We start from the raw sequence: 24,410 nt of genomic DNA, 5'->3' as shown, positions 1-24,410 counted from the left end.
TCCGTCTATCAGATCAGCTGCTCTACGCCGGTGTAGTTGAACGGGGAGATGTTTTTCAGCTCCGCCTTCACCGCGTCGCTTACCTGCAGCGTGTCGATAAACGTATGGATGCGCTCCTCGGTCATCTTCTCGTTCTTGCGGGTCAGCTCCTTCAGGGCCTCGTATGGCTGCGGGTAGCCCTCGCGGCGCAGCACCGTCTGGATGCCCTCGGCCACCACGGCCCAGTTATCCTCCAGGTGCGCGTGCAGGGCGGCCTCGCTCAGCTCCAGTTTCCCAATACCTTTCTCCAAAGACTTTAGGGCGATAAGCGCGTGCGCCAGCGGCACTCCCACGTTACGCAGTACGGTAGAGTCCGTCAGGTCGCGTTGCAGGCGGGAGATAGGCAGCTTGGCAGACAAATGCTCCAGCAGGGCGTTGGCGATACCCAGGTTGCCCTCGGCGTTCTCAAAGTCGATGGGGTTAACCTTGTGCGGCATGGCGGAGGAACCCACCTCGCCGGCCTTTATCTTCTGCTTAAAGTAGCCCATCGATACGTACTGCCACACATCGCGGGAGAAGTCCAGCAGGATGGTGTTCAGGCGCTTGAGGCCATCAAAGTACGCGGCCAGGTTGTCGTAATGCTCTATCTGGGTGGTGTACTGGCTGCGGGTCAGGCCCAGCTGCTCCTGCACGAAGCGGTTACCGAACTCGGGCCAGCTTATACTTGGGTACGCCACGTAGTGGGCGTTGAAGTTGCCGGTAGCGCCACCGAACTTGGCCGAGAAAGGCACCTGGGCCAGCAGGTCCAGCTGCCGCTGCAGGCGCTCGGCAAACACCATGATCTCCTTGCCCAAACGGGTAGGGGAGGCTGGCTGGCCGTGCGTGTGCGCCAGCATTGGCACGTCTTTCCACGCATGCGCCAGCCCCTGCAGGGTTTGCAGTATATGTTGATAAGTAGGCAGCAGCACGCGCTCGTGCGCCTCGCGCAGCGAGAGCGGAATGGCCGTGTTATTCACATCCTGGGAGGTAAGGCCGAAGTGGATGAACTCCTTGTGCTCGCCCAGGCCCAGCAGGTCGAATTTCTCCTTCAGAAAATATTCCACCGCCTTTACATCATGATTGGTCGTTTTTTCCGTTTCCTTGATGGTTAGGGCGTCCTGCTCCGTGAAATTCCCGTAGATGGCGCGCAGCTCCGGGAACAGGCTGGCGCGAACGTCCTGCAATTGTGGCAGCGGCAGCTCGCAAAGCGCGATAAAGTACTCTACCTCCACCAGCACACGGTAGCGGATCAGGCCGAATTCTGAGAAAAAGGGGGCAAGGTCGCTGGTATGGCGGCGGTAACGGCCATCCACTGGCGAAATAGCGGTAAGTGTTGTCAGGTTCATGATCTGGGGATGTGATTCTCCTCTTCAAAGATACATACCTTTGCCCCACAAAGCCAATTATGCGGCCCCGGTTTATACTTTATACTTCGTGCCGGGCCGTAGGGGACATACAAATCAGGCGCAACTTATTCTATCGGCACGCGGTTAAGTTGTTATGTATCAGCTATTTTTGGCACCAAGCTTGCAGCAGGGGGCGTGGCGGACATATCCTAACGGGGCCGCAGCCGTAAGAAGTGGAGAAAACAGGTATATAGGCTAATTCATGAGTGACTATATAGAAATCCTCTTATTACCTGGCACCGCTTTTTTTGATACAGAATCTTATTACTTAATTCGCACCGGATTATACTTTGGACCATCGTTTGAAAAATAAAATCTTTATGTGGGTCGGCGGCGTGCTGGCCTTCTTTGCACTCCTGGTTATACTTCTTTTCGCCTTCCGGAGTAAAATGCTGAGCTACACAGTGGAGCGCGTTATCGCGAAAGTAGAAAACCGGTACCCCGTGGACCTCAATATCGAAAATGCTGCCTTTGTAGATTGGAACTCCGTCGTGCTTAGCGATATCTCGCTGGTGCCACACGGCTTGGACACCCTCTTTACCACCGACAGCGTGCGTGCCACCGTTGGTTTCCGCTCCCTGTTTAAGGGCCGCATCGTGTTCCGGCGCCTGGAGGTGAACGACAGCTACCTGACGGCCGTGAAGAAGGGCGATGTAACCAACTTCGACTTCCTGCTGAAAAAAGACGAGAAGGCACCGGAGCAGCCCAAGGACTCCACGCAAGCCGGCCGCAACTATGGCCAGCTGCTGAACCGCCTCCTCGAGACCGCCTTCGACAACGTGCCCGACCAGGTGGATTTCAAGAACCTGAACGCCTCGTATACCTCCACCAACCGCACCATTGATGTGCGCATGCCTTACCTGCTCATTGATAACGGCCAGATTGAGTCGGAGGTGTACGTGCGCACCGACTCGTTGGTGAACAACCTGCATGTTAAGGGAACCATCGACCCGCGCGACTATAACCTCACGGCCAGCTTCTACACTGCCGATACCGCCGGCATTCGTCTGCCGTATGTACAGCAGAAGTTCGACGCCACGGTGGCCTTTGATACGCTGCACGTGAACCTGAAGGATAAGAAGTACCGCAACGACGTGCTCACTGTGAGCGGCTCGGCCATGGTGAATAACCTGATGCTGAACCACCCGAAGTTATCCGACGAGGACATACAGGTGGTGGAGGGCGCCGTGGATTACGTGGTAAGGCTCGGCCAGAACCTTTTTGTGGTGGACAGCCTGACGGAGGTGCGCGTGAACAAGGCCCGCGCCAACGTATATGCCGCCTATCAGAACAGAACCTCCAAGATATTTGACCTCAAGGTGAAGACGGAGAAAATGCCGGGCAACGATTTCTTCAGCTCCCTGCCGCCCGGCCTGTTTGAGAACCTGGAGGGGATAAAGACCCAGGGCTGGCTGCAGTACGACCTCGACTTCCACCTGAACATGGACAGCGTGGAGCAGGTGGTGTTCGACTCCGACCTGGATGCCTCTAAAGACTTTAAGATTGTGGAGTGGGGCAAAACCAACATCGAGAAGATAAACAGCTCGTTCACGCATACCATGTATGAGTATGGCAAGCCGATCCGGACATTTACGGTGGGGCCGGCCAACCCATTTTACGCTCCTATCAGCCAGATATCGCCTTACCTGCGCAACGCCATACTTTCTGCCGAGGATGCGGGCTTCTACAGCCACAAGGGGTTCCATGAGGAGGCCTTCCGGCAGGCCATCATCAAGAACCTGGAGGAGGGCGATTTCGCCCGCGGCGGCAGCACCATCTCCATGCAGCTGGTGAAGAACGTGTTCCTGACGCGCCAGAAAACCATCACCCGCAAGGTGGAGGAGGCCATTATCGTGTGGCTGATCGAGAACCTGGACCTGGTGTCGAAGAACCGCTTGTTTGAAGTATACCTCAACATCATTGAGTGGGGGCCGAACGTGTACGGCGCCAAGGACGCCTCGCGCTTTTACTTCGGCAAGCAGCCCTCGGAGCTCAACCTGGCCGAAGCGATCTTCCTGACCAGCATCATCCCAAGCCCAAAACGCTACCGTGCCTCCTTCGACAGCCAGGGCAACCTGCGCAACTGGAAATCGGGCTATTACCGCATGCTGGGGGGCATCATGCGCCGCCGTGGCCTGATATCGCAGGAGGAGTACGAGAACCTGTACCCGAACGTGCGCCTCTACGGCCGCGCCCGCGACCTGATCGTGACCGCGCCGGACACCACCATGATAGAGGAGGATACGAACCAGTTTGAGCTGGAAACCATCGATATGCTCGATTTTTAAGGATCTGAAGTATAAAAACAGCCCCTGCAGCCATGGTTGCAGGGGCCGTTTGCTTTTAAAAAAGTATAGATTGCGTATACTTGCGGTGATGAAAAGAGAAGAGAACGGCAACCCGCAGCCTGTTGGCCTGATTCCGTGGGCCGGGGCCATGGCCGCCCGCGTGGGCCTGGACTGGTTTCTGCTGGCGCTGCTGGGTATGATTGTGCTGGCCTACCTGTGGCCGGAGCTGGGCGTGGACCGGGAGCCGCTCTCGCTGGGTGATGTGGCCAATTATGGCGTGTCGCTGATCTTCTTTTTCTACGGCCTGCGCCTGAGCCCCGAGAAGCTGAAGGTGGGCCTGAGCAACTGGAAGCTGCACGTGGTGGTGCAGCTGAGCACCTTTATACTTTTCCCGCTGCTGATCCTGCCGCTTTATACGTTGTTCAGGGATACTCCGCAGGAGCTGCTGTGGTTAGGTGTGTTTTACCTGGCGGCGCTGCCCTCCACGGTTTCCTCGTCGGTGGTGATGGTGTCGATAGCGGGCGGCAACATTCCCGGCGCGATCTTCAACGCCAGCATTTCCAGCTTGATGGGCATCTTTATCACGCCGCTCTGGATGGGCCTGTTCCTGACCTCCAGCGCAGCAGGGTTTGACATGGGCAGCGTGATGGGCAAGCTGGTGCTGCAGGTGCTGCTGCCGGTGGTGCTCGGTATACTTTTGCATCGCTACTGGGGGGCTTTTGCCGAGCGCAACAAGGGCCGCCTTCGCGTGTTCGACCAGGTTATCATTCTGCTCATCGTGTTCACCTCCTTCTCCGAGTCGTTTGCGCGCAGGATGTTCAGCGGCTACAGCGCGCTGGATATACTTATACTTGGTGGCGCCATGATCGGGCTGTTCTTCCTGGTGTACGGTATCATTTACGGGATAACCAAACTGCTGGGCTTTAACCGCGAAAACCAGATCACGGCTATCTTCTGCGGCTCCAAGAAATCGCTGGTGCACGGCACGGTGATGTCGAAGGTGCTGTTCCCTGGGGGCAACATGGTCGGCATTATCCTGCTGCCCATCATGATCTACCACGCCCTGCAACTGCTGGCCTCCAGCGTCATTGCGCAGGCTGAGGCCAGGAGGAAGGCTGTGGATTGAGTGCTGGGAAAGTATAAAACCCAATAGTTGCCCAGCTTGGGGGAGTTTTACCCCACCCCAACCCTCCCCTAAGAACAGGGGAGGGAGTTCTGCAGTACCGAATCCAACCACCCCTGCCCCTCCTTGTCCAAGTTGGGGAGCTTGCTTTTACTGCTGCTGAAGTATAAACTTTGTAGCAGCAGTTTTCGCGCCGACAGGTCGCGATCTGCCCCTACAAAGTATGAACCCACCCCAGCCCCTCCGAGGAGGGGGATTCATACTAAAATTATACTTACATCTTTTGCTGTCATCCCGAAAGAAGTGAGGGATCTATCTGGAATTCTAAAGAGATCTCTCCCAAAGGTCGAGATGACAAAAAGCAGCGGCTATCGAATATGATCCCAGTCCTTGGGTTGAGCGCCTTGTAGATTTACGGTTTCGCTTTAGCGAAATTGCGGAGACCGTAAGGTCAAGCAAAGGAAATGTACACAGCGCGATACCAAAGGACGAGCCCTCTCGGGCTAGAGAGCACCACTGCAGGAAGTGCAACTGTAGGTTTGTGGGAACTAGAGGATCAGCGGCAGCTAGAAAGTATAGCTTGGTTCCAGTTGCATGAAGCGGTGGCTTAGGAAAAGTATAATGAAGTATAGCTAAAGTATATGCAAAGTATAAAAAGGCACAAGCGGACGCTTGCGCCAGAGAAAGTATAAAGTATAGCCGAAGTATAAAAGACAGCTGCAAGTATAGAAGCAAGTATAAAAGTATGGCTTTTCAAGCCAGTCAAGTTACAAACTTGATCTCATGGTAGGATACAAGTCTAAAGACTTGCACCATGGAAAAAGGCAGGTATAAAAGTATAGCTGAAGTAGAACTTGGAAGGAAAGTATAACGCAAGTATACAAAGCAAAACGCCCACCTGCTACAATAGCAAGCGGGCGTTTCACAAAATATAGAAATCGCAGTTTTAAGCCATTTGTTTCTGCTTCTGTGCCTCTACAGCAGCTTCCTCTTTATCCAAAAGCTTCCTGTCAAGTATAAACGGGCCGAAGGGCAGGAGGGAGGCGATAAAGCCAGCCGCCACTTTCTTAAACCCCCAGTTGTGCGCCAGCGTCACCTGCAGCAGGGCCAGCATGTAGAGCACGAACAACAGGCCGTGCGCCCAGCCAACATACTTCACAAACAGGGGCATGTCGAACATGTACTTTAAGGGCATGGCGATGCCCAGCAAAATAAGGTAAGACAAACCTTCGTAAAAGCCCACCGTACGGAGGCGCGAGATCGGAGTTTTCATGAGTGCTGCTTTATTTAATAAATGTTGCTGCCTTGCAACAGGACAAAGTTACAAAACGTGCCCTACCGCCGCCGCAAATTTCGACAGAAGGATACTTGCGGCAGCCAGGCAGCAACAAAGGCAGCGCTTACTTTGCCTGCGTTACCGGATTATCCACGGCAGAGGCAGCAAACACCTCATTCTGAAGACCAAGTGAAAAGCCATGGATGGCATCGAAAATGGCTTTCACGAACTCTTCATCCAGGCCGATGTCGCCGGCGGCTTTCAACCTGTTTTCGATCAGCTGTTGCCAGCGGCCCGACTGGTAAATGTCCAGGGAATTGGCGCGCTTATACTCCCCGATGCGCTTGGAAACATCCGCCCGCAGAAACAGCACGTTGAGCAGTTCGTTGTCGAGGCGGTCGATGAGGGCGCGCAGGTCCTGCAATTGCTCGGGCTGTGCCACCTTCTCCTTTTCCAGGTCCAGCACCGTAAGGAGCTTGTCCAGGCCCGCCGGTGTTACCTGCTGCGAGGCATCGCTCAGGGCCACGTCCGGGTTAATATGCGTTTCGATCATCAGGCCGTCGGCACCCAGGCGCAGGGCCTGCTGGCTCACAGTTTCCAGCAGGTCGCGGCGGCCGGCAATGTGGCTCGGGTCGCAGAGCAGCGGAATGCCGGGAGCCAGGTTGCGGATCTCCTGGATGGTTTGCCATTTGGGGTGGTTGCGGTACGGCTTATTGCTGGGGGTGGAGAAACCACGGTGGATCAGCCCCAGGTCGGTGATGCCGGCGCGGTTCAGGCGCTCCAGCGCACCCAGCCACAGCTGCAGGTCCGGGTTCACGGGGTTCTTCACCATCACCGGGATATCCACGCCCTGCAGCGCATCGGCTATCTCCTGCACCGAGAAAGGGTTTACCGTGGTGCGGGCACCCACCCAAAGTATATCCACGCCATACTTCAGCGCCTCTTCCACGTGCTGCGTGTTCGCAACCTCAACAGTAGTTAGCAAACCGGTTTCCTGTTTCACCGTCTGCAGCCACTCCAGCCCCACGGTGCCTACTCCCTCAAACAGTCCGGGACGGGTGCGCGGCTTCCAGATACCTGCCCTGAAAATAGAAACGCGGTGGTCTTTCTTCAGCTCACGGGCCGTTTGCAGCATTTGCTCTTCTGATTCGGCGCTGCAGGGGCCGGCGATAACAGTTGGAAGGGGGCCACCATTTAAAATTTTTGTGGTAGCTACGGTGTTGAGGTTAGATGTGTTGGTACTCATGATTTATAGTTGATTTAAAATTTCTGTTGATGATTTGATTCTGTTGATAGCTTCTTTGAGTTGATCAGCGGACGCGCAGAGGGAGACCCGCAGGTAACGCTCTCCCTGGCTGCCGAATATTTTACCGGGCGTTAGAAAAATGCCCTGCTCGTAGAGGAGCCGGTTTAAGTATGCTTCTACATCGGCTACCTGCTCCGGCACGCGTGCCCACACAAACATGCCCACCTGGTTTGGCTGGTACGTGCAGCCAAGCTGGTCGAGGAGGAGGTGCGCTAACTGCTGCCTATGGGCATACACCGCGTTGCGCTCCGCGTGCCAGGCGTAGTTGTTGTGCAGGGCAGCAATGGCAGCCTCCTGCACCGGCAGCAGCTGCCCCGAGTCGAGGTTGCTCTTTACGGCCAGTATGGCGGTCAGGTACTCCTGCTGCCCCAACACCATGCCCACGCGCCAGCCCGCCATGTTATGCGACTTGCTCAGCGAGTTCAGTTCCAGGCAGTTCTCTATGGCTCCGGCTATGCTTAACAGGCTTACGGGCGGCTGCTGGGGCAGCACCAGGCTGTAAGGGTTATCGTTGATTAGCAGCAGGCCGTGCTTTTGGGAGAACTCCACCAGCCACTCCAAAGTATGAATTGTGGCGGCAGTACCTGTCGGCATGTGCGGGTAGTTGATCCACATGATCTTCACGCCGCCCTGCGCCACCAGCTGCTCCAGTTCCGATAGTTGCGGCAGCCATCCGTTCTCCTCCTCCAACGTATAACTGATGACTTCTGCACCTGCCAGTTTTGCGGCGGCGGCATAGGCCGGGTAGCCGGGGTTGGGCACCAGCACCTTGTCGCCGGGGTTCAGGAAAGCCATGGAAGTATGGAAAATACCTTCCTTGGAGCCCGCCAGCGGCAGCACCTCCTGCTCCAGAAGCGCCACCTGGTACAGCTCCTGGTACCAGGCCTGCATGGCCTGCCGTAGCCTGACTGTGCCGTTGTAGGGCTGGTAACCGTGGCTCGTGGCCTGCTGCGCCGACTGCGTAAGCGCCGTGATAGTCGCCTCGGAAGGAGGCAGGTCCGGGCTGCCGATGCCGAGGTTGATGATGTGTTTGCCCTGCGCCTGCAGTGCCCGCACCTCCGCCAGTTTGCGCGAGAAGTAGTACTCCTGCACGTGTTGTAGCCTGTCTGCTTTAGGTATGATCATCTTCTTAATGTATGGCTGCTGTCTCTTTTTCGGATACTGTGGCCGCCGGACGCGCCGCCTTCTGCAGCAGCCCCAGCACCTGTAGCTCTTCTACCAGCGGCCGTACCTGCCCGATGGCCTCCTGCAGTTGCTCCACATGCTCCGCCTCCAGCTCTGCCACCATGTCGCCTCTTTCTGTAGTAGAGGGGAGGTGCTGCAGGAGCGCCAGCTCTACCCGGTGTTTCTGCAACAGGCTCAGCAACAGGGTAAGGGTGGAAGTATGCAGCGGCTTGCGGAAGGTAAGGATGGCTTTGTTGGCAATGGCCAATGTGGCGGGCTGCTCCCGCTGCAGCAGCAGGAAGCGGGTATGGTTCTGGTTAGACTCAGCGATGCCCTCAGCCAGGATCTCGAGACCATAAAGCGCGGCGGCCGCTTTTCCGGCAATGGCAGCGGTGTTTTGCAGTTGCTGTTCCTGTATCAGTTTGGCGCTGTCGGCGGTGTCGTGGGTTTCCTGTGGGTGCAGGTGCGGGTGCCGTTGCAGAAAGCTGCTGCACTGCGCCAGCGCCACCGGGTGCGAAAGCACCGTCTGCAGCGCGTCTATACGTTGGCCGGGCAGCGCCATCAGGTTCTGATCGATGGGCATCCAAAGCTCCGCCGCAATGTGCAGCCCGTACTCCTGCACCAGCCCGTAGTTGGGCAGCAGGCTTCCGGCCAGGGTATTCTCTATGGCCATCGCAGCTACATCCACCTCCGCCTGCTGCAGCGCCGCGCAAAGGCTGCGGAAGGTAGTGCAGGGCACCGTCTCCACCGGGTTGCCGGCGAGCAGCTGCCTGGCAGCCGCGTCGTGGAAGGAGGCGGGCCCACCCTGTATGGCTATTCTGGTTCTGTTCATGGTGTGGTTGCTATAGGGTTAAAAAGAAAAAGCCCCGCTTGTGGCGGGGCTTCTCTGGTTTATACTTTGGTGTGTTTCACAAACACAATAGCATTACCTGTGGAGCCCCGGCGGAGTACCAAAAAAGTAAAAGCTAAAGTAAAATGTGTTGTGCAACATGTGTTTATACATCTTTCTGCTCCAAAGCTAGTTTGTGAGATTTAGAAATCCTACTTAAAAATTACTTTTATTACGCCACTGCCGATGACTTCATACCACTCTGCGGGCTCTGGCGGTGCTGCTGCAGCGCCCTCATCAGCGTTTTTACAAAGTTGCTGTCCATCTCGGTATAGTCGTCGCGCTGCAGCCAGGCGTCCAGTTCCTGCTGCCAGCGGCTTACCTCCAGGCTCTCCTGCACATCGCCCATCTGGTGCAGGCTTATCTTCTGCGATACCTCGCGGCGGCGCAGCAACAGCTCCATCAGGGCCTTGTCCATGCTGTCCATCTGCTGGCTCAGATCGTCGAGTTGCTCTACCAAGTGGTTGGTGCCGTCCAGCCTCACCTTTGTCTTGAGGGCGTTGATGAGCAGCTCCAGCTCCTGCGGCATGAGTTGCTGCGGACTGCTGAGCGCCGCCGCCGGGTTTACATGTGATTCGAAAAGCAAACCATCCACACCCAAATCTACCGCTTTCTGGCTAACAGGGTACAGCAGGCTGCGGCGGCCGGCAATGTGTGCGGCGTCGCAAAGTATGGGCAGCTCGGGGTGCATCTCCTGCAACTGCAGCATGTGGTCCCAGCGCGGGTGGCTGCGGTACGGGTACTGCTCATCGGCGGCAAAGCCACGGTTTATCAGGCCCAGGTCGGTAATGTCTGCCTGATTCAGACGCTCCAGCGCGCCCAGCCACAGGCCCAGGTCCGGGTATACCGGGTTGTTCACCAGCACGGGCATAGCGGTGCCTTTCAGGGCGGTTGCTATCTCCTCCATGGCAAACGGGTTTACCGTCGCGCGGCCGCTGATGCTCAGGATGTCTACGCCATACTTCATGGCCTCCTCGGCATGCTGGGCGTTGGCCACTTCGCAGGAGGTGCGCAGGCCGGTTTCTTTCTTTACCATATCAAGCCACTGTAGCCCCACCATGCCGACGCCCTTGAACGAATTGGGGCGTGTGCGCGATTTCCAGATTCCAGCACGAAGCACATTAATCCCTTTAATGGCTTTTAGCTGTTGGGCTGTCTTCAGCATCTGTTCTTCGCTCTCGGCACTGCATGGTCCCGCAATCAGCACCAGGCTGCCGTCTGCGTGTCGGAAGCTGCTTTTCTGTGCTACATTGATCGGTATTCTACTCGCTCTCATGGTCTTGACATCTTAAAAAAAAGTGGTTTTGTTTCTGATTGGTTTTAGTTTGATACTGGCTTAAAACAAAAAAGCCCCGCTTGTGGCGGGGCTCCCTTGGTGGTTATATTCTACAACTCTATTCGCGATGCACAATACATTACCTTGGAAGCCCCCTATGAGGCACCTTAAAGGAATTTGTATAAATGCAGGCTAGTTGCTGAAGCATATCTTTGTCTATATTTTCAGCAAGTATACGAAATACGCAACCACTAAAGCAAACTTATTCCCGGAAATATTTTTTCGGGGTAGGTTCTGTAGCGAGTTAGTATAGGGTGGTGATCACCTGGTTACTCTTTAACCGGCGGCTCGGGCAACTGGCTGTCTTTTTTAGGGAAGAGCAGCGAGGCGATGATGGAAATGGCCAGTATGGCCCCCACGACCAGCAGGGCGTAACGCATGTCGATGTGGTAGATGTCACTGATAATCAGCTTCACGCCGATAAAGGCCAGAATGAGCGAGAGGCCATAGTGCAGGTAATGGAACAGCTGCATGATGCCGGCCAGCGCAAAGTATAAAGCACGCAAACCCAGCAGGGCAAACACGTTGGAGGTATACACGATGAACGGATCCTTGGAGATAGCCAATATGGCCGGGATGGAGTCGGCGGCAAACACCACGTCGGTACTCTCGATCATGATCAGCACCAGGAACATGGGCGTGGCGTACCACTTGCCGTCTATCTTGGTGAAGAACTTGCCGCCCACGGCCGTTTTGGTCATGCGCAGGTGCTTGCTGGCCCACTTCACCAGCGGGTTCTGCTCCGGGTCCACGTCGTTGTTCTGGGAGAACGCCATTTTAATGCCCGTGTACACCAGGAAAGCGCCCAGGATGTAGATCAGGAAGTGAAACTTGGCGATAAGCGCCACACCGACAAGTATAAAGATGGCGCGCAGCACCAGGGCCCCGAACACGCCCCAGAAAAGCAGGTTGTGCTGGTACTTGGGTGGTACCTTAAAGTAGTTGAAGATCAGGATGAAGACGAACAGGTTGTCCACGCTCAGCGACTTCTCGATCAGGTAGCCCGTCAGGAACTCCATGGCCGGCTGCTCGCCTTTCCAGAAGTAAATGAGCACGTTAAAGCCCATGGCCAGCATAATCCAAAAGAGGCTGGTAAGCAGGGCCTCCTTTATCTTCACCTCATGCTCCTTTTTGTGGAATACAAACAGATCCAGTACCAGCATCAGGACTACAAAGGCATTAAAAAAGATCCAGAAATAAATATTGTCCATGAGGGTCGGCCGTGTTTTTAGAGGAACAAATATAGGCAAGGGTTGGCAAACTCACATGAATTGTTCGCCGAAAAGCTGCTGTGTCCGGATACAATTCCGGTAAGAATCCATACTAATTGGGATGCCAGGTTTCCGGCAAAGTATAAAAAGTATAAAAGGGAGCTAGCCTCTCCCTGCCCTCAAAGTTTGCCGGTGGCGGAAGTATAGAAAGTATAAAGTATAAATCCCGGCGACCCCATGGGGTGGCACATTATACTTTCAGAGGCTCATTTGCCAGAGCACAAGTATAAGTATAAGTATAAGTATAAGCTGCGGCTAGTAGCGGTCGAAGTGCTGGAAGTAACTGCTGAGCTTCATTTTGATCACCCCCAGCACGGCTTCCTTAAAAATGCCCGATGACATTTTGGAAGTGCCCCGGGTGCGGTCGGTAAAGATGATCGGCACCTCCTTTATCTTGAAGCCATACTTGTAGGAGAGGAACTTCATCTCAATCTGGAAGGCATAGCCTACAAAGCGGATTTCGTCGAGTTGGATGGTTTCGAGTACTTTGCGGCGGTAGCACTTAAAGCCGGCTGTGGTGTCGTGGATGGGCATGCCCGTTACCAGGCGTACATACCAGCTGGCAAACCACGACATCAGCACCCGGCTCATGGGCCAGTTCACCACGTTTACGCCCTGCACGTAGCGGCTGCCAATGGCCACGTCGTAGCCCTGGTTGGCGCAGGCGTCGTAGAGGCGCAGTAAATCATCAGGGTTATGGGAAAAGTCGCAGTCCATCTCGAAGATAAACTCGTAGCCGTGGCGCAGCGCGTACTTAAAGCCGTGGATGTAGGCCGTGCCGAGGCCCAGCTTGCCCTGACGGGTTTCGAGGTACAGGCGGCCCGGAAACTCCGCTTGCAGGCGGCGCACAATGTCGGCGGTGCCGTCCGGCGATCCGTCGTCGATGACCAACAGCTCGAAGGGGTGGGACAAGGACATTACCTTCCGCACCATCGCCTCTATGTTTTCCCTTTCGTTGTAAGTTGGGATGATCACCAACGCGTCTTTCATACCCCAAATATAGCTAATCAGCTATTGTGGGCATGAGGCCTGGTAGAATTAATTTTGCAGGCCAGCTCCTTGGCGGCGCGTATGCAGCTTGGCACCGACACGCCCGACTGCCAGTTGGCGGCGATGTACATGCCTTCCGTCTCCAGGGTTTCGGCCATTTCATGGGCATCCTCTATGTGGATGTCGTACTGCGGCATAGACTGCTGCCAGAGGTGGGTATACTGGAAGTTCGGCTTTTCGGCGGTGATGCCGTGCAGTTCCCTCAACTCCTGGTGCACCTGCTGTAACAGGGCCTCGCGCTCGGTTAAAGCATGATGCTCGGCCTGCGCCCCGCCCACAAACGTGGTAAATAACACCTCGTGCGGGCGGCAGCGGCCACTGAAAACTGAACTGCTCCAGATAGAGCGTACGGTAAACGCGTCTTCGGCCTTTGGGTGCATGGCTCCGAAGCCCTCCAGCGGATTGCTCACGTCGCGGCGGTTGTAGGCAGTATGCACCACCGCCAGCGGCGGGTAATGGATGTTCTGCAGCGCGGCGGCCATCCCCGGGAAAGTATAGTGCAGCAGATCGGCGGCTTTGGGGGCGGGCAGCGCCAGCACCAGCGCATCATACTCCTCAGCGTCGGTTTCGGAGGGCGAGGCGCAGCTCACGATGTACTTGCCCTCGCAGCGGGTGATCATCTCCACCTGGTGCTCGGTGTGCAGCGCGATCAGCTTGTCTGCAATGGCAAGCGGCAAGGTAGCCATGCCCTCCACAAACGAGAATGACTTAAGCCGGTCGGCTAGTTTGCGGCGGTGCGCCAGCCCCTTCAGCACAGAGCCGTGCTCCATCTCCAGTTCCTTTAGCTGCGGGAATAGTTTCCGGATCAGCAGCTTGTCCGGGTCGCCGGCAAAGAGGCCGGAGATGAGCGGGTTCACGGCATACTCCAGCACGCCGGGGCCAAAGCGGCGCTCAAAAAACTGCGAAACGGTTTCGTACTCATTGTCAGCAGGCGGAATGTTCTTTTCCTGCAGGATGCGGTAACGGGTTTTCCAGGAGAAGCAGGTGTTGGAGAGGAGCGAGAACGGCGTAAGGGGCAGCTGCTGGTAAGTGCCGTCGCGCAGCACAAAGTGGTTGTGGCTGTCGGCGGCGGCCGGAAGCACCTCTGTTTCCAGTTTCAGCTCCCGCACCAGGTCGTCGAGCTCCGGCGAGAATTGGACAGCATTTGGGCCCAGCTCCAGCAGGTAGTCGCCCACTCTAACCGTGCGGATGTTGCCCCCAACCCGGCTGCCGGCCTCCAGCAAATCGTAGGGGATGCCCAGTTTTTGTAGGTAATAGGCCAGCGCCAGCCCTGAAATCCCCGCTCCAATAATCGCTACTCTCATCTGCTGCTGTTGCTGTGTATGTTATACTTTGTTGCCTTAGCCTGGGCTGGCATTTACCCTCCTAAACGTTTAAATGCGTAATTTAGCGCACCACCCACACAAACTATACCAGATGCAGAAGCAAAAGTGCGTTTTCCTGGACCGCGACGGCGTGCTGAACCGCGAGCGTGGCGACTATACGTATGCTTTGGAAGATTTTGAGGTGCTGCCCCGTGTGCCTGAGGCGCTTAGGTTGTTGAAGAAGAACGGCTATTTGCTGATCGTGGTTACAAACCAGGGGGGCGTGGCCAAGGGATTGTACAAAAAATCGGACGTGCTGGCCTGCCACCGGAAGCTGCAGGACGCCTGCGACTCCCTGATCGATGCCCACTACATGGCGCCCGGCCACCCGAGTTCCTCCGCCTCCCTCTCCCGCAAACCCGACAGCCTGATGCTGGAAAAAGCCATCGCCAAGTATAACATCGACCCCGCTCAAAGCTGGATGGTAGGCGACTCTTTGCGCGACCTGGAGGCAGCTGAAAAAGTAGGCGTGAAGGGGATTTTAGTAGGCAACAAGTATAAATCCGGCACATACGGCTGGCAACTAGCTGACCTGTGGGAAGCGGCGCAGTTTATACTTAGGGAACCGACTGAAATGGGACGTTAAAGTATAAGTATAGGCTTCTACGATACTTGCGACCATTCCGATCTTTTTGCAGGTAGGCGCTTTGGTAAAGAGCAGTTTTAGAGACAGAAGTGTTGTGCTGATTAAATATTTGATATATTTAAAGCATGCTATACTTCTGTCGTCTTCTTAGGCGTTTGCCGGTTTGCCTTTTGTTACTGGGCCTTATTTTTAGCGGGTGCAGCAAACACGGCTATGTCCATTTAGATTATCCGCTCCCGCCGGAGATATACCTAGCTGACGACATTCAGACGATCGCGCTGGTGAACAGGTCGCTCACAAGGCCGGAGGATAAGCAAGGGAAGGTACTGGAAGCCATTGTAACGGGAGAGATTTCAGGCTCTGACCGATTAGCTTCCGACGAGTGCCTGAAAGGCATATTCGACCGGATCAATGGGTACCGCCACATACAGGCTGTGCTCCCTCCGCAAACCAGGCTATACGGCACCGGTACCCGCGAGACGCCCGAACTCCTGGACTGGGAACTGGTACGAAACATCTGTGACGCCAGCAATGCAGACGCTTTGCTCGTGCTCGAAACATTCGACTCCAATTCTGATGTGTTGCTAACAACCGTTACCAACCAGGTGACGGCGGCGCTGGGCGGTAATGCCCCCATACCTGCCGTTCCCAACCAGATCAGGGTAAGCGTGCAAGCATTCTGGCGCTTGTATAATCCGGTTTCCAAGACCATCATCGATCAGCACCAGGCAAAGAGCTTCCTGACCTTTAACGGCCCAGGAGGCAACAACCTTATACTTCCTCCACCGGAAGCCTTGCACAACACGGCCTACGAGGCAGGGCGCAGCTACATCGAGCGTTTTCTGCCAAGCCATTATACTGTTAAGAGAGACCTTTACAAAAAAGGAAAAGGGTCCAGCAAACAGGCATTTAAAGCAGCCTTCAGGAGCTCCGAAGTTGCCAACTGGCCAGGGGCGATGGACAGTTGGAGCGCCATCTTAAGCCAAACGAGCCGCAAAAACGCCGGAAAAGCCAGCCTCAACATTGCCGTCGCGCACGAAGTGCTGGGCAATACGGATCAAGCCTTAGAGTGGGCGAAGAAGTCGTACGAGGTATATGGCAACAAGCTAGGGAGAGACTACGCCAAAATCTTGCTCCACAGGAAAAGTCTGGAGTAGCTTCAGTAGTAGATAATGCCTGGTGCCAGAGAAAGCCTTTGCAAGTATAGCCTGGAACTGGTTCGTGGGCGGTAAGTATAAACCCGATGTGCATGTATGGCAACTGGCTCAACTGTGGGAGGCAGTGCAGTTTATACTTACTGAGAGGTAAAGTATGGGGATTGCGTACTTATCTGACTTAGAAATTAATTATCTGCTTAAGCAGTTGATAAAAGCTCCAGCTATAGTGCGGATAAGCGTAGGTTTACTGTTATGCAATAGTTGGCGTGCATTCAAATTATGAAAACATTAAGAGGAACCTTCTTTTGGGTAACAACAGTGTTCTTTTTTATAGTGGCATTTTCCCTTACTATTGGTCAATTATTTCCTATAGAATTTGCTGACTGGAAGTATAGCCACACTTATTATGACATAGTTCTTCAAGGTTTTCCTGTTGCTGTACTTTTGACCTTAGCATATACAATGGGAAAACACAGAACTGTTAAACAGAACATAAGAATTGCTGTGCTGACAAGTATAGGGGCAGTGGCTTCCTTCTTTTTATCAGTACTCCTGATGTTCTCCTATGGGTTCGGTGCTTGGGTAAATTATGAAATAGTTTATGAAAGTAAGGAGAATCCAAGAGAAGTAATCAGCCACCAGCTGTGGGATAACGGTGCCTTTGGGTATGGTAGCCAAAGAACGGTAAAGCTAACTCCTTTCTTAGGTCTATGGAATATTGCGGTTGAAACAGACACCGCAACAGTTAATAAAATGGAATGGCACTTTTTAAAAAGAGAAGGAGACATCAAAATACCTTAAGAATAACGAAACGTCAACAAGACCTATAGTACATAAACGCACCATAGCCAAGCCGTTGTATGATATTTTGAATTAAATAATTTTTAAATAAGTTACCACTTTGGTAACTTATTTCTTTATATTTGAGTTCTAAAATAAAGAAGTGAGAGTAATAGCAAAACGGACACTGCGGGATTTCTGGGAAAAGCATGCCGATAGTGAACAGCAGCTAAAAGCCTGGTACAACGAGGCGGAGCAGGCTGACTGGAAGTCTCCGAACGACATAAAGAAAGACTATCCTTCAGCTAGTATATTGGAAGATAACAGAATGGTCTTCAACATCAAGGGGAATAACTACAGGCTAATCGTCAGAATCAATTACAAGTATAGCGTTGTCTGGATTCGGTTTATTGGGACGCATGCTGAATATGACAAGATTGACGCTACTAAAGTTTGACTGAATAAGGAATGAATATTAAGCTGATAAAAACAGAAGAAGATTACCAATTGGCCCTGCAAAGGCTGGAAGTTATTTTTGACGCGGAACCTGACACACAGGAGGGCGATGAACTAGAGGTACTTTCTTTCCTGATTGACTCCTACGAAAAGGAGCATTTCGCGATCGAAGCACCGGACCCGATTGAAGCAGTAAAGTTCAGAATGGAGCAGCTAGGTTTAAAGCAAAAGGATTTAGCCGAAGTACTGGGTTATAAGAGTAGAGTGAGCGAAGTGCTGAGTAGAAAAAGAAAGCTCACGCTGGAAATGATAAGGAATCTGCACAGGACCTTGAATATACCTACAAACGTGCTGATTCAGGAGTACTAAACAAAAAAACCGGCACAGGGCCGGTTTTTGTATGTATGGTTTAGTTCTTTACGCGTGGGGGAGTTAGATGCTGGCTTTCTCTGTAGTCAGGTCCTCAGCGGAGGCGGTTACAACTACCTTTTCCTGAGCTGATTTCTCAACTTTGGCGTAGTTGTACGCCGGGCAGTACGTTTTGCAAGAGGCCATGCCCATTGCCAGGCACAGGCTGCCCATTAGAATAACTTTCTTCATGATATAGTAATTTGAAGGATTTAGAACCAAAAATAGTATAAATTCTTTAAAAGCAAAAAAAGCGTTACAAAAATATAGGGAGCTACCTATACTTCGTAACCCAGTATACGCATCATCGACTCGCTGGTTTGCTCCGGCGCAAATTGCCAGTGTTTCAGCGTCCCGTCCTCGTCTCTGTCGATCAGAATATGCTGTGGCGCTGGAATCAGGCAGTGTTTAATGCCGCCATAGCCACTCAACTGCTCCTGGTACGCTCCCGTATGGAAGAAGCCGATGTACAGGGGCTCACCCTTCGGTATCTTCGGCAGGAACACCTGGAAAGAGTGCATTTCGGAATTGTAATAATCCTGGCTGTCGCAGGTCATACCTCCCAACTGTACTTTACGGTATTCCTTGTTCCAATGATTCACGGCTAGCAGCGGCCAGCGTTGGTTCAGCGCCCAGGCATCGGGCAGGTTGGTGATGAACGAGCCGTCGATCATGTACCAAAGCTCCTTGTCGTTCTGCAGCTTCTCGTCCAGGATAGAGTAGATGTTAGCCGCGCTCTCGCCTACGGTGAAGATGCCGAACTCCGTGAAGATGTTTGGCTCCGGCACCCCCTCATCGTTGCAGATGCGCTTGATGGTGCGCAGGATCTCCTCGGTCATGTACTGGTAATTGTAGTCGGCCTGGATGGAGGTCTTGATCGGGAAGCCGCCGCCAATGTCGATGGTGTCCAGCTCCGGGCATACTTTCTTCACCTCGGCATACTTGTGCACAAAGCGGCTAAGCTCCGACCAGTAGTAGGAGGTGTCTTTAATGCCTGTATTGATGAAGTAGTGCAGCATCTTGAGCTCAAACCTGTCGTCGGGCTTGATCTGCTGCTCGTACAGGTCGATCACGTCGTTGTAGCGCACGCCCAGCCGCGACGTGTAAAACTCGAACTTCGGCTCCTCGTCGGAGGCCAGGCGTATGCCAACCTTCGTCTTGGTTTTTACGTGCTCCTTATAGTAGTCAATCTCGCCCAGGTGGTCGAGTATGGGCATGCAGTTCACGAAGCCGCTGTTTATAAGTTCGGAGATGTGGTGGCGGTAACGCTCGCGCTTAAAGCCGTTGCAGACAATGTAGGTATTCTTATCGATCTTTCCCTTCTTATACAGCGCCTTTACGATCTCCATATCATACCCGGACGAGGTCTCGATATGCACGCCGCTTTTCAGGGCCTCCTCCATTACAAAAGAGAAGTGCGAGGCCTTGGTGCAATAGCAGTAAGTATAAGTGCCTTTGTAGTCCAGCTTTTGCATGCTCTCGTTAAACAGGCGCTTGGCCTTCTGTATCTGAGAGCCTATCTTGGGCAGGTAGGTCAGTTTAAGAGGAGTGCCGTACTGCTTAATGATGTCCATCAGTGGGATACCGTTAAACAGCAACTCGTTATTTTCTACTGTGAATTCATCAGTAGGGAAGTCAAAAGTCTGGTGGATCAGATCCGTGTATTTATCCATTCTGTTGGTTAGGGGAGGTTAAGAAAACATGCAATATTGTTCGTATTTTACCATCTTTGCAAAAAGTTTGTTCTAAATCTATGAAAAAAGTAAAACTGATAGAGGTCAGGTCTGAGCTGGGGGCCGGAACACGTGGGGCCAGCATGGGGATAGAGGCGCTGCGCGTAGCCTGCTGGGACAAAGGCTCTGACTACTTCAAACGGTTTAACTCTATCAGTGTGCCGGATCTGAACTATACTTTATTCGATAAGGACGTTTTCCCCAACGCCCACCGCATCGACAGCATCCTGACCGTGCAGAAGAACATCGCCAACGCCGTGGAGCAGACCATCTCCATGGACATGTTCCCGCTGGTGCTCTCCGGTGATCATTCTAACGCACACGGCACCATTGCTGGTATAAAAGCCGCCTATCCCGATAAAACTTTAGGGGTGATCTGGATCGATGCCCACGCCGACATCCATTCGCCATATACTTCGCCGTCAGGCAACGTGCACGGCATGCCGCTGGCCATGGCCCTGAATTTCGATAACCTGGAGCGCCAGATAAACGACCCTGCGCCCGAGACCGTATTCTTTTGGAACTCCCTGAAAAAGCTGGGCTTCGAAGGCCCGAAGCTGGCGCCCGAGCACCTGGTCTACATGGTGGTGCGCGACACCGAGGAGCCCGAGGACTACCTCCTCAGCAAGTATGGCATCAGGAACTTTACCTATAGCGAAGTGAACCAGAAAGGCATACCGCAGGTAGCCCAGGAGGCCCTGGACCGCCTGCAGGGGTGCGACTTTATCTATGTGTCGTTTGATGTGGACAGCCTCGACTCCAAGTTCTCCAAGGGCACCGGTACGCCGGTGGAGGTGGGGCTCACCGTGGAGCAGGCCAAAGAGCTAAACCACCTGCTGCTGCAGGACCCGCGCGTGGTGTGTTACGAGATGACGGAGATCAACCCGACCCTGGACACGGAGAACACCATGGCCGAGAATGCCTTTGATATTCTGGAGGCCGCCACCGACGCTATTTTACACCGAGAATCTAAAAGTACAGCCATATAGTAATGCAATTACAAAACGCCATTAGCCAAAGTATAAGCCAGGCGCTGCAAGCCCTGTTCGGAATCACTGTTGATGCCTCCCAGATTGCCCTGCAACCCACCCGCAAGGAGTTTGCCGGCTCGTTTACCTTCGTTACCTTCCCCTACACCAAACAGGTGGGCAAGGGCCCTGAGCAGATCGGTCAGGCCCTGGGCGAGTACCTGAAGGAGTATGCCGGGGAGGTAAAGGATTTTAACGTGGTAAAGGGGTTTCTGAACCTGGAGGTGGAGGAGCGGGAGTGGCTGCGCCTGTTCCGGGACATTATGCCGGATGCCAACTATGGCCACGGCGAGCCGAGCGGCCGCAACGTGATGGTGGAATATTCTTCGCCCAACACCAATAAGCCGCTGCACCTGGGCCACCTGCGCAACAACTTCCTGGGCTACGCTGTGTCGGAGATCCTGAAAGCCAATGGCCACCAGGTGATGAAGGTGAATCTGGTGAACGACCGCGGCATCCATATCTGTAAGTCGATGCTGGCCTACGAGAAGCTTGGCCATGACGAGACTCCTGAAACCAGCGGCCTGAAAGGCGACCACCTGGTAGGCAAGTATTACGTGCTGTTCGATAGGGCTTACAAGGAGCAGATCGACGCGCTGGTAGAGCAGGGCATGGACAAAGAGGAAGCCAAGAAAAAGGCGCCGTGGATGCTGGAGGCGCAGGAAATGCTGCTGAAGTGGGAGCAGGGCGACCCGCACGTGGTAAACCTCTGGAAGATGATGAACACCTGGGTATACGCCGGCTTTGAGGAGACTTACCGCACCATCGGCGTGGACTTCGATAAATACTATTACGAATCTCAAACCTATACTTTAGGCAAGGAGCGCGTGGAGGAGGGGCTGCAGAAGGGTGTTTTCTTCAAGAAAGAGAACGGCTCCGTTTGGGTAGACCTGACGGACGAGGGCCTGGACGAGAAACTGCTGCTGCGCGCCGATGGCACCTCGGTCTACATCACCCAGGACCTGGGCACTGCCGAGCTGAAGTATAACGACTTCCCTTACGACCAATCAGTGTACGTGGTGGCCGATGAGCAGAACTACCACTTCCAGGTGCTGAAGGCCACGCTCAAAAAGCTGGGCAAGCCTTACGCCGATGGCATCTATCACCTGTCTTACGGCATGGTGGACCTGCCTTCCGGCAAGATGAAATCCAGGGAGGGAACCGTGGTGGATGCCGACGAACTGGTGCAGGAGATGGTCGACACGGCCCGCCAGCAGACCGAGGAGTTGGGCAAGATAGAAGGCTTCACGCCGGAGCAGGCGCAGGAGCTCTACCATACTTTGGCCATGGGCGCGTTGAAGTACTTCCTGCTAAAGGTGGACCCGAAGAAGCGCATGCTCTTCAACCCGCAGGAGTCCATCGACTTCCGGGGCAATACCGGGCCGTTCATTCAGTACACCCATGCCCGCATCTCGGCCATACTTCGTAAGGCCGGCGAGATGGGCATCAAGTATGATCCGGCTGCATTTGAGAGCTTCGGGAATCTGCATGAGGTGGAGCAGGAGGTGATCACGCAGTTGGTGAACTTCCCGGCCGTGGTGAAGGAGGCGGGCAATTTGTATGCGCCTTCTGTTATCGCCAACTATGCCTACGAGCTGGCAAAGGCCTACAACCGCTTCTACCAGGAGATCTCGATCTTCAACGAGACTGATGAGCAGGCGCGTAGCTTTAGAATTGCCCTCTCGGCCATGGTGGCCCGCTTTGTGCGCGAAAGTATGAATCTGCTGGGCATCGAGGTGCCGGAGCGGATGTAAGGTAGAGGTTGAAGGGATTATTGTAACTGTCCCCTTGAGGGGACCACAGGGGTGTAAACGCATTCTGCAAAAGCAGACACCCCTATAGTCCCCTCAAGGGGACAACCTACGGAAGTGCATCAAAGGGGGACATAGATTAGCTTTCAGTTTTAAAAGCCATAAAACCATCAAAATGAAAAACCTGCATAAACTTTTAGCGCTGGTGCTTGTATTAGGTGTAACAGTTTCCTGCTCAGGCGGGGGCGGCACAACAAACCTAAAAGAAGAAACCATGGCTACAGAATCAACTCCAAACACACAGGCAAACGACTTTTATACTTTTAAGATGAAGTCGCTGGATGGCAAAGACGTGGACTTTTCGCAGTACAAGGGCAAGAAGGTGCTGCTGGTGAACACCGCCTCCGAGTGCGGCTTTACACCGCAGTACGAAGACCTGCAGCAATTGCACGAGCAGCACGGCAAAGAGGTGGTTATACTTGGTTTTCCGGCCAACAACTTTGGCGGGCAGGAGCCGGGCTCTAACGAGGAGATCGCTTCTTTCTGCCAGAAAAACTACGGCGTTACGTTCCAAATGCTGGAGAAGATCTCTGTGAAGGGGGAGGATCGGCATCCGCTTTACACCTGGCTGGCACAGCACGCACCGGGCAACGAAGAGCCGAGCTGGAACTTCAGCAAATACCTCGTGGACGAGAACGGTAAGGTGGTAGGCTTCTATCCATCCAAAGTAAAACCGATGGACAAGGAGCTGCTGGCGGCTATTGAGCAATAAGTATAGCAACTTGAATACATCCCAACACACAAGTACCCCAAATCCAGGTCTGGTAAAGGCCTGGATTTCGGCTTTTAGGCCGCGCACGCTGCCACTGGCGCTCTCCTGCATAAGCATGGGCGGTTTTATGGCGGCAGCCCATGGCTACTTCAACGCTACCGTAGTAGGCCTGTGTGTGCTTACCACGCTTTTCCTGCAAATCCTCTCTAACCTGGCCAACGACTATGGCGATTCTAAGCATGGGGCTGACAGCGTGCACCGCGAGGGACCGCTGCGGGCCGTGCAGGCGGGGCACATACAGGCCGACCAGATGAAGAAGGGCATGCTGGTGTTTAGCCTGCTCTCGCTGGTATCAGGTTTGTTGCTGTTGTGGGTGGCTTTCGGCGCGGAGGGCATGCTGCTGTTTTTGCTTTTCCTGGTGCTGGGGCTGGCCTCTATCTGGGCCGCCATCAACTATACCGCCGGTGACAACCCCTACGGCTACGCCGGGCTGGGCGATATTTTCGTGTTCATCTTCTTCGGGCTGGTGGGCGTGTTGGGCACCTACTTTCTGCAGGCGCAGGCGCTGGAGCCATCGGTTATACTTCCGGCGCTGGTGTGTGGTTTCTTCTCGGTAGGTGTGCTCAACGTCAACAACATCCGCGACATCAATTCCGACATACTTGCCGGCAAGCGTTCAATACCTGTTCGGATTGGCCCAAAGGCTGCGCGTGTATACCATGTGCTGGTGCTATTGGGCGGGGTACTGAGTGCCTTTACCTACGTGCTGCTGAATTACCAAAGCCCCTGGCAGTTCCTGTTTATACTTGCCCTGCCGCTGCTTCTAAGTAATGGCGTAAACGTGTGGCGCAAGCAAAGCTCCAGGGAGCTGGATCCTTACCTCAAGCAAATGGCTATTACCACGCTGCTGTTTGTGCTGCTGTTTGGTATAGGGCAGGTGGTGTAGGGGAGGACCACTCCCTAGCTCTCTCTTAAAAACAGGAGGGAGCCGGTAGCTGCTGCTTCAAAAGTATAAATTCTATAGATAGCTATAGCCTTCGCGCAGACAGGTCGCGACCTTGTCCCTACAAAATATAGACCTGCTCCTGGCACCATTTCACCCCTCCCCAACCCTCCCCTAAAAACAGGGGAGGGAGTTTTGCAGTACTAAGGCTGCTGCAGACATCCTTGTCCGCATTTCTGCACTGCCGGGTCCAACCACCCCTACCCCTCCTTGTCTAAGGAGGGGAGCCTGTCATTGCTTTACCT

General features: G+C 54.0%; 23 protein-coding genes. 12 read left to right on the top strand and 11 right to left on the bottom strand.

Features of this window, described 5'->3' with window-relative positions:
• Positions 1–8 precede the first annotated feature (8 nt).
• The gene (gene purB / locus A3841_RS13315; RefSeq protein ID WP_073852827.1) at positions 9–1,364 is read right to left on the bottom strand and encodes an adenylosuccinate lyase; all 1,356 of its coding nucleotides are present in this window, start codon (positions 1,362–1,364) and stop codon (positions 9–11) included.
• Positions 1,365–1,726: 362 nt separating this feature from the next.
• On the opposite strand from purB, the gene A3841_RS13310 reads away from it, so the two are divergent.
• Positions 1,727–3,712, top strand: coding sequence for a biosynthetic peptidoglycan transglycosylase (locus A3841_RS13310; RefSeq protein WP_073852826.1), 1,986 nt, complete (start codon positions 1,727–1,729; stop codon positions 3,710–3,712).
• Positions 3,713–3,800: 88 nt separating this feature from the next.
• Positions 3,801–4,838, top strand: coding sequence for a bile acid:sodium symporter family protein (locus A3841_RS13305; protein WP_073852825.1), 1,038 nt, complete (start codon positions 3,801–3,803; stop codon positions 4,836–4,838).
• Between the two features lie 943 nt (positions 4,839–5,781).
• Here A3841_RS13305 and A3841_RS13300 read toward each other — a convergent pair.
• The 8 genes from A3841_RS13300 to hemG form a co-directional block, all read right to left on the bottom strand.
• Positions 5,782–6,108 (bottom strand): DUF3817 domain-containing protein, encoded by a 327-nt coding sequence (locus A3841_RS13300; RefSeq protein WP_073852824.1) that lies wholly within the window; start codon positions 6,106–6,108, stop codon positions 5,782–5,784.
• A 127-nt stretch (positions 6,109–6,235) separates the two neighbouring features.
• Positions 6,236–7,357, bottom strand: a complete 1,122-nt coding sequence (locus A3841_RS13295; RefSeq protein ID WP_083610358.1) for a chorismate mutase — start codon at positions 7,355–7,357, stop codon at positions 6,236–6,238.
• A 3-nt stretch (positions 7,358–7,360) separates the two neighbouring features.
• Entirely contained in the window at positions 7,361–8,542 is a 1,182-nt protein-coding gene (locus A3841_RS13290; RefSeq protein WP_073852823.1) for a pyridoxal phosphate-dependent aminotransferase, read from the bottom strand.
• Positions 8,543–8,546: 4 nt separating this feature from the next.
• Positions 8,547–9,413: a prephenate dehydratase domain-containing protein gene (locus A3841_RS13285; RefSeq protein WP_073852822.1), complete on the bottom strand. Its 867-nt coding sequence runs from the start codon at positions 9,411–9,413 to the stop codon at positions 8,547–8,549.
• A gap of 229 nt (positions 9,414–9,642) precedes the next feature.
• Positions 9,643–10,746: a bifunctional 3-deoxy-7-phosphoheptulonate synthase/chorismate mutase type II gene (locus tag A3841_RS13280; RefSeq protein ID WP_083610357.1), complete on the bottom strand. Its 1,104-nt coding sequence runs from the start codon at positions 10,744–10,746 to the stop codon at positions 9,643–9,645.
• Positions 10,747–11,075: 329 nt separating this feature from the next.
• Positions 11,076–12,017, bottom strand: coding sequence for a TerC family protein (locus A3841_RS13275; protein ID WP_073852821.1), 942 nt, complete (start codon positions 12,015–12,017; stop codon positions 11,076–11,078).
• 315 nt (positions 12,018–12,332) lie between these two features.
• The gene (locus A3841_RS13270; RefSeq protein WP_073852820.1) at positions 12,333–13,067 is read right to left on the bottom strand and encodes a polyprenol monophosphomannose synthase; all 735 of its coding nucleotides are present in this window, start codon (positions 13,065–13,067) and stop codon (positions 12,333–12,335) included.
• A 17-nt stretch (positions 13,068–13,084) separates the two neighbouring features.
• On the bottom strand, positions 13,085–14,431 hold the full coding sequence (hemG, locus tag A3841_RS13265) for a protoporphyrinogen oxidase (RefSeq protein WP_073852819.1): 1,347 nt from the start codon (positions 14,429–14,431) through the stop codon (positions 13,085–13,087).
• A gap of 73 nt (positions 14,432–14,504) precedes the next feature.
• On the opposite strand from hemG, the gene A3841_RS13260 reads away from it, so the two are divergent.
• The 6 genes from A3841_RS13260 to A3841_RS13240 all read left to right on the top strand — a co-directional run bounded on the left by A3841_RS13260 (position 14,505) and on the right by A3841_RS13240 (position 17,839).
• A complete protein-coding gene (locus A3841_RS13260) occupies positions 14,505–15,077 on the top strand; it encodes a D-glycero-alpha-D-manno-heptose-1,7-bisphosphate 7-phosphatase (protein WP_235861412.1) in 573 nt (190 codons plus the stop codon).
• 170 nt (positions 15,078–15,247) lie between these two features.
• Positions 15,248–16,234 carry a DUF6340 family protein gene (locus tag A3841_RS13255; RefSeq protein ID WP_073852817.1) on the top strand — a complete coding sequence of 329 codons (987 nt, stop codon included), beginning with the start codon at positions 15,248–15,250 and terminating at the stop codon, positions 16,232–16,234.
• A gap of 22 nt (positions 16,235–16,256) precedes the next feature.
• A complete protein-coding gene (locus A3841_RS20720) occupies positions 16,257–16,385 on the top strand; it encodes a hypothetical protein (RefSeq protein WP_262502595.1) in 129 nt (42 codons plus the stop codon).
• 128 nt (positions 16,386–16,513) lie between these two features.
• Positions 16,514–17,035: a hypothetical protein gene (locus tag A3841_RS13250; protein ID WP_073852816.1), complete on the top strand. Its 522-nt coding sequence runs from the start codon at positions 16,514–16,516 to the stop codon at positions 17,033–17,035.
• Between the two features lie 142 nt (positions 17,036–17,177).
• Complete coding sequence (locus A3841_RS13245) at positions 17,178–17,471, top strand: type II toxin-antitoxin system HigB family toxin (RefSeq protein WP_073852815.1); 294 nt, start codon at positions 17,178–17,180, stop codon at positions 17,469–17,471.
• 11 nt (positions 17,472–17,482) lie between these two features.
• On the top strand, positions 17,483–17,839 hold the full coding sequence (locus A3841_RS13240; protein ID WP_073852814.1) for a helix-turn-helix domain-containing protein: 357 nt from the start codon (positions 17,483–17,485) through the stop codon (positions 17,837–17,839).
• Positions 17,840–17,902: 63 nt separating this feature from the next.
• Here A3841_RS13240 and A3841_RS20335 read toward each other — a convergent pair whose 3' ends face one another.
• Entirely contained in the window at positions 17,903–18,070 is a 168-nt protein-coding gene (locus tag A3841_RS20335; protein WP_170866198.1) for a hypothetical protein, read from the bottom strand.
• Between the two features lie 86 nt (positions 18,071–18,156).
• On the bottom strand, positions 18,157–19,551 hold the full coding sequence (locus A3841_RS13235; RefSeq protein WP_073852813.1) for a type III PLP-dependent enzyme domain-containing protein: 1,395 nt from the start codon (positions 19,549–19,551) through the stop codon (positions 18,157–18,159).
• A gap of 80 nt (positions 19,552–19,631) precedes the next feature.
• Between A3841_RS13235 and rocF the strand changes: the two genes are divergently transcribed.
• The 4 genes from rocF (at position 19,632) to A3841_RS13215 (ending at position 24,108) form a co-directional block, all read left to right on the top strand.
• Complete coding sequence (rocF, locus tag A3841_RS13230) at positions 19,632–20,600, top strand: arginase (protein ID WP_073852812.1); 969 nt, start codon at positions 19,632–19,634, stop codon at positions 20,598–20,600.
• Positions 20,601–20,602: 2 nt separating this feature from the next.
• A complete protein-coding gene (argS, locus tag A3841_RS13225; RefSeq protein ID WP_073852811.1) occupies positions 20,603–22,393 on the top strand; it encodes an arginine--tRNA ligase in 1,791 nt (596 codons plus the stop codon).
• A gap of 271 nt (positions 22,394–22,664) precedes the next feature.
• Positions 22,665–23,162: a glutathione peroxidase gene (locus A3841_RS13220; protein WP_083610362.1), complete on the top strand. Its 498-nt coding sequence runs from the start codon at positions 22,665–22,667 to the stop codon at positions 23,160–23,162.
• A gap of 10 nt (positions 23,163–23,172) precedes the next feature.
• Positions 23,173–24,108, top strand: a complete 936-nt coding sequence (locus A3841_RS13215) for a 1,4-dihydroxy-2-naphthoate polyprenyltransferase (RefSeq protein ID WP_073852848.1) — start codon at positions 23,173–23,175, stop codon at positions 24,106–24,108.
• Positions 24,109–24,410: the final 302 nt, after the last annotated feature.

Source organism: Pontibacter flavimaris, from assembly GCF_001907195.1.
Taxonomy (GTDB): domain Bacteria; phylum Bacteroidota; class Bacteroidia; order Cytophagales; family Hymenobacteraceae; genus Pontibacter; species Pontibacter flavimaris.
Note: the sequence above shows the minus strand (reverse complement) of the source record. Positions and strands in the feature narration are given on the sequence as shown.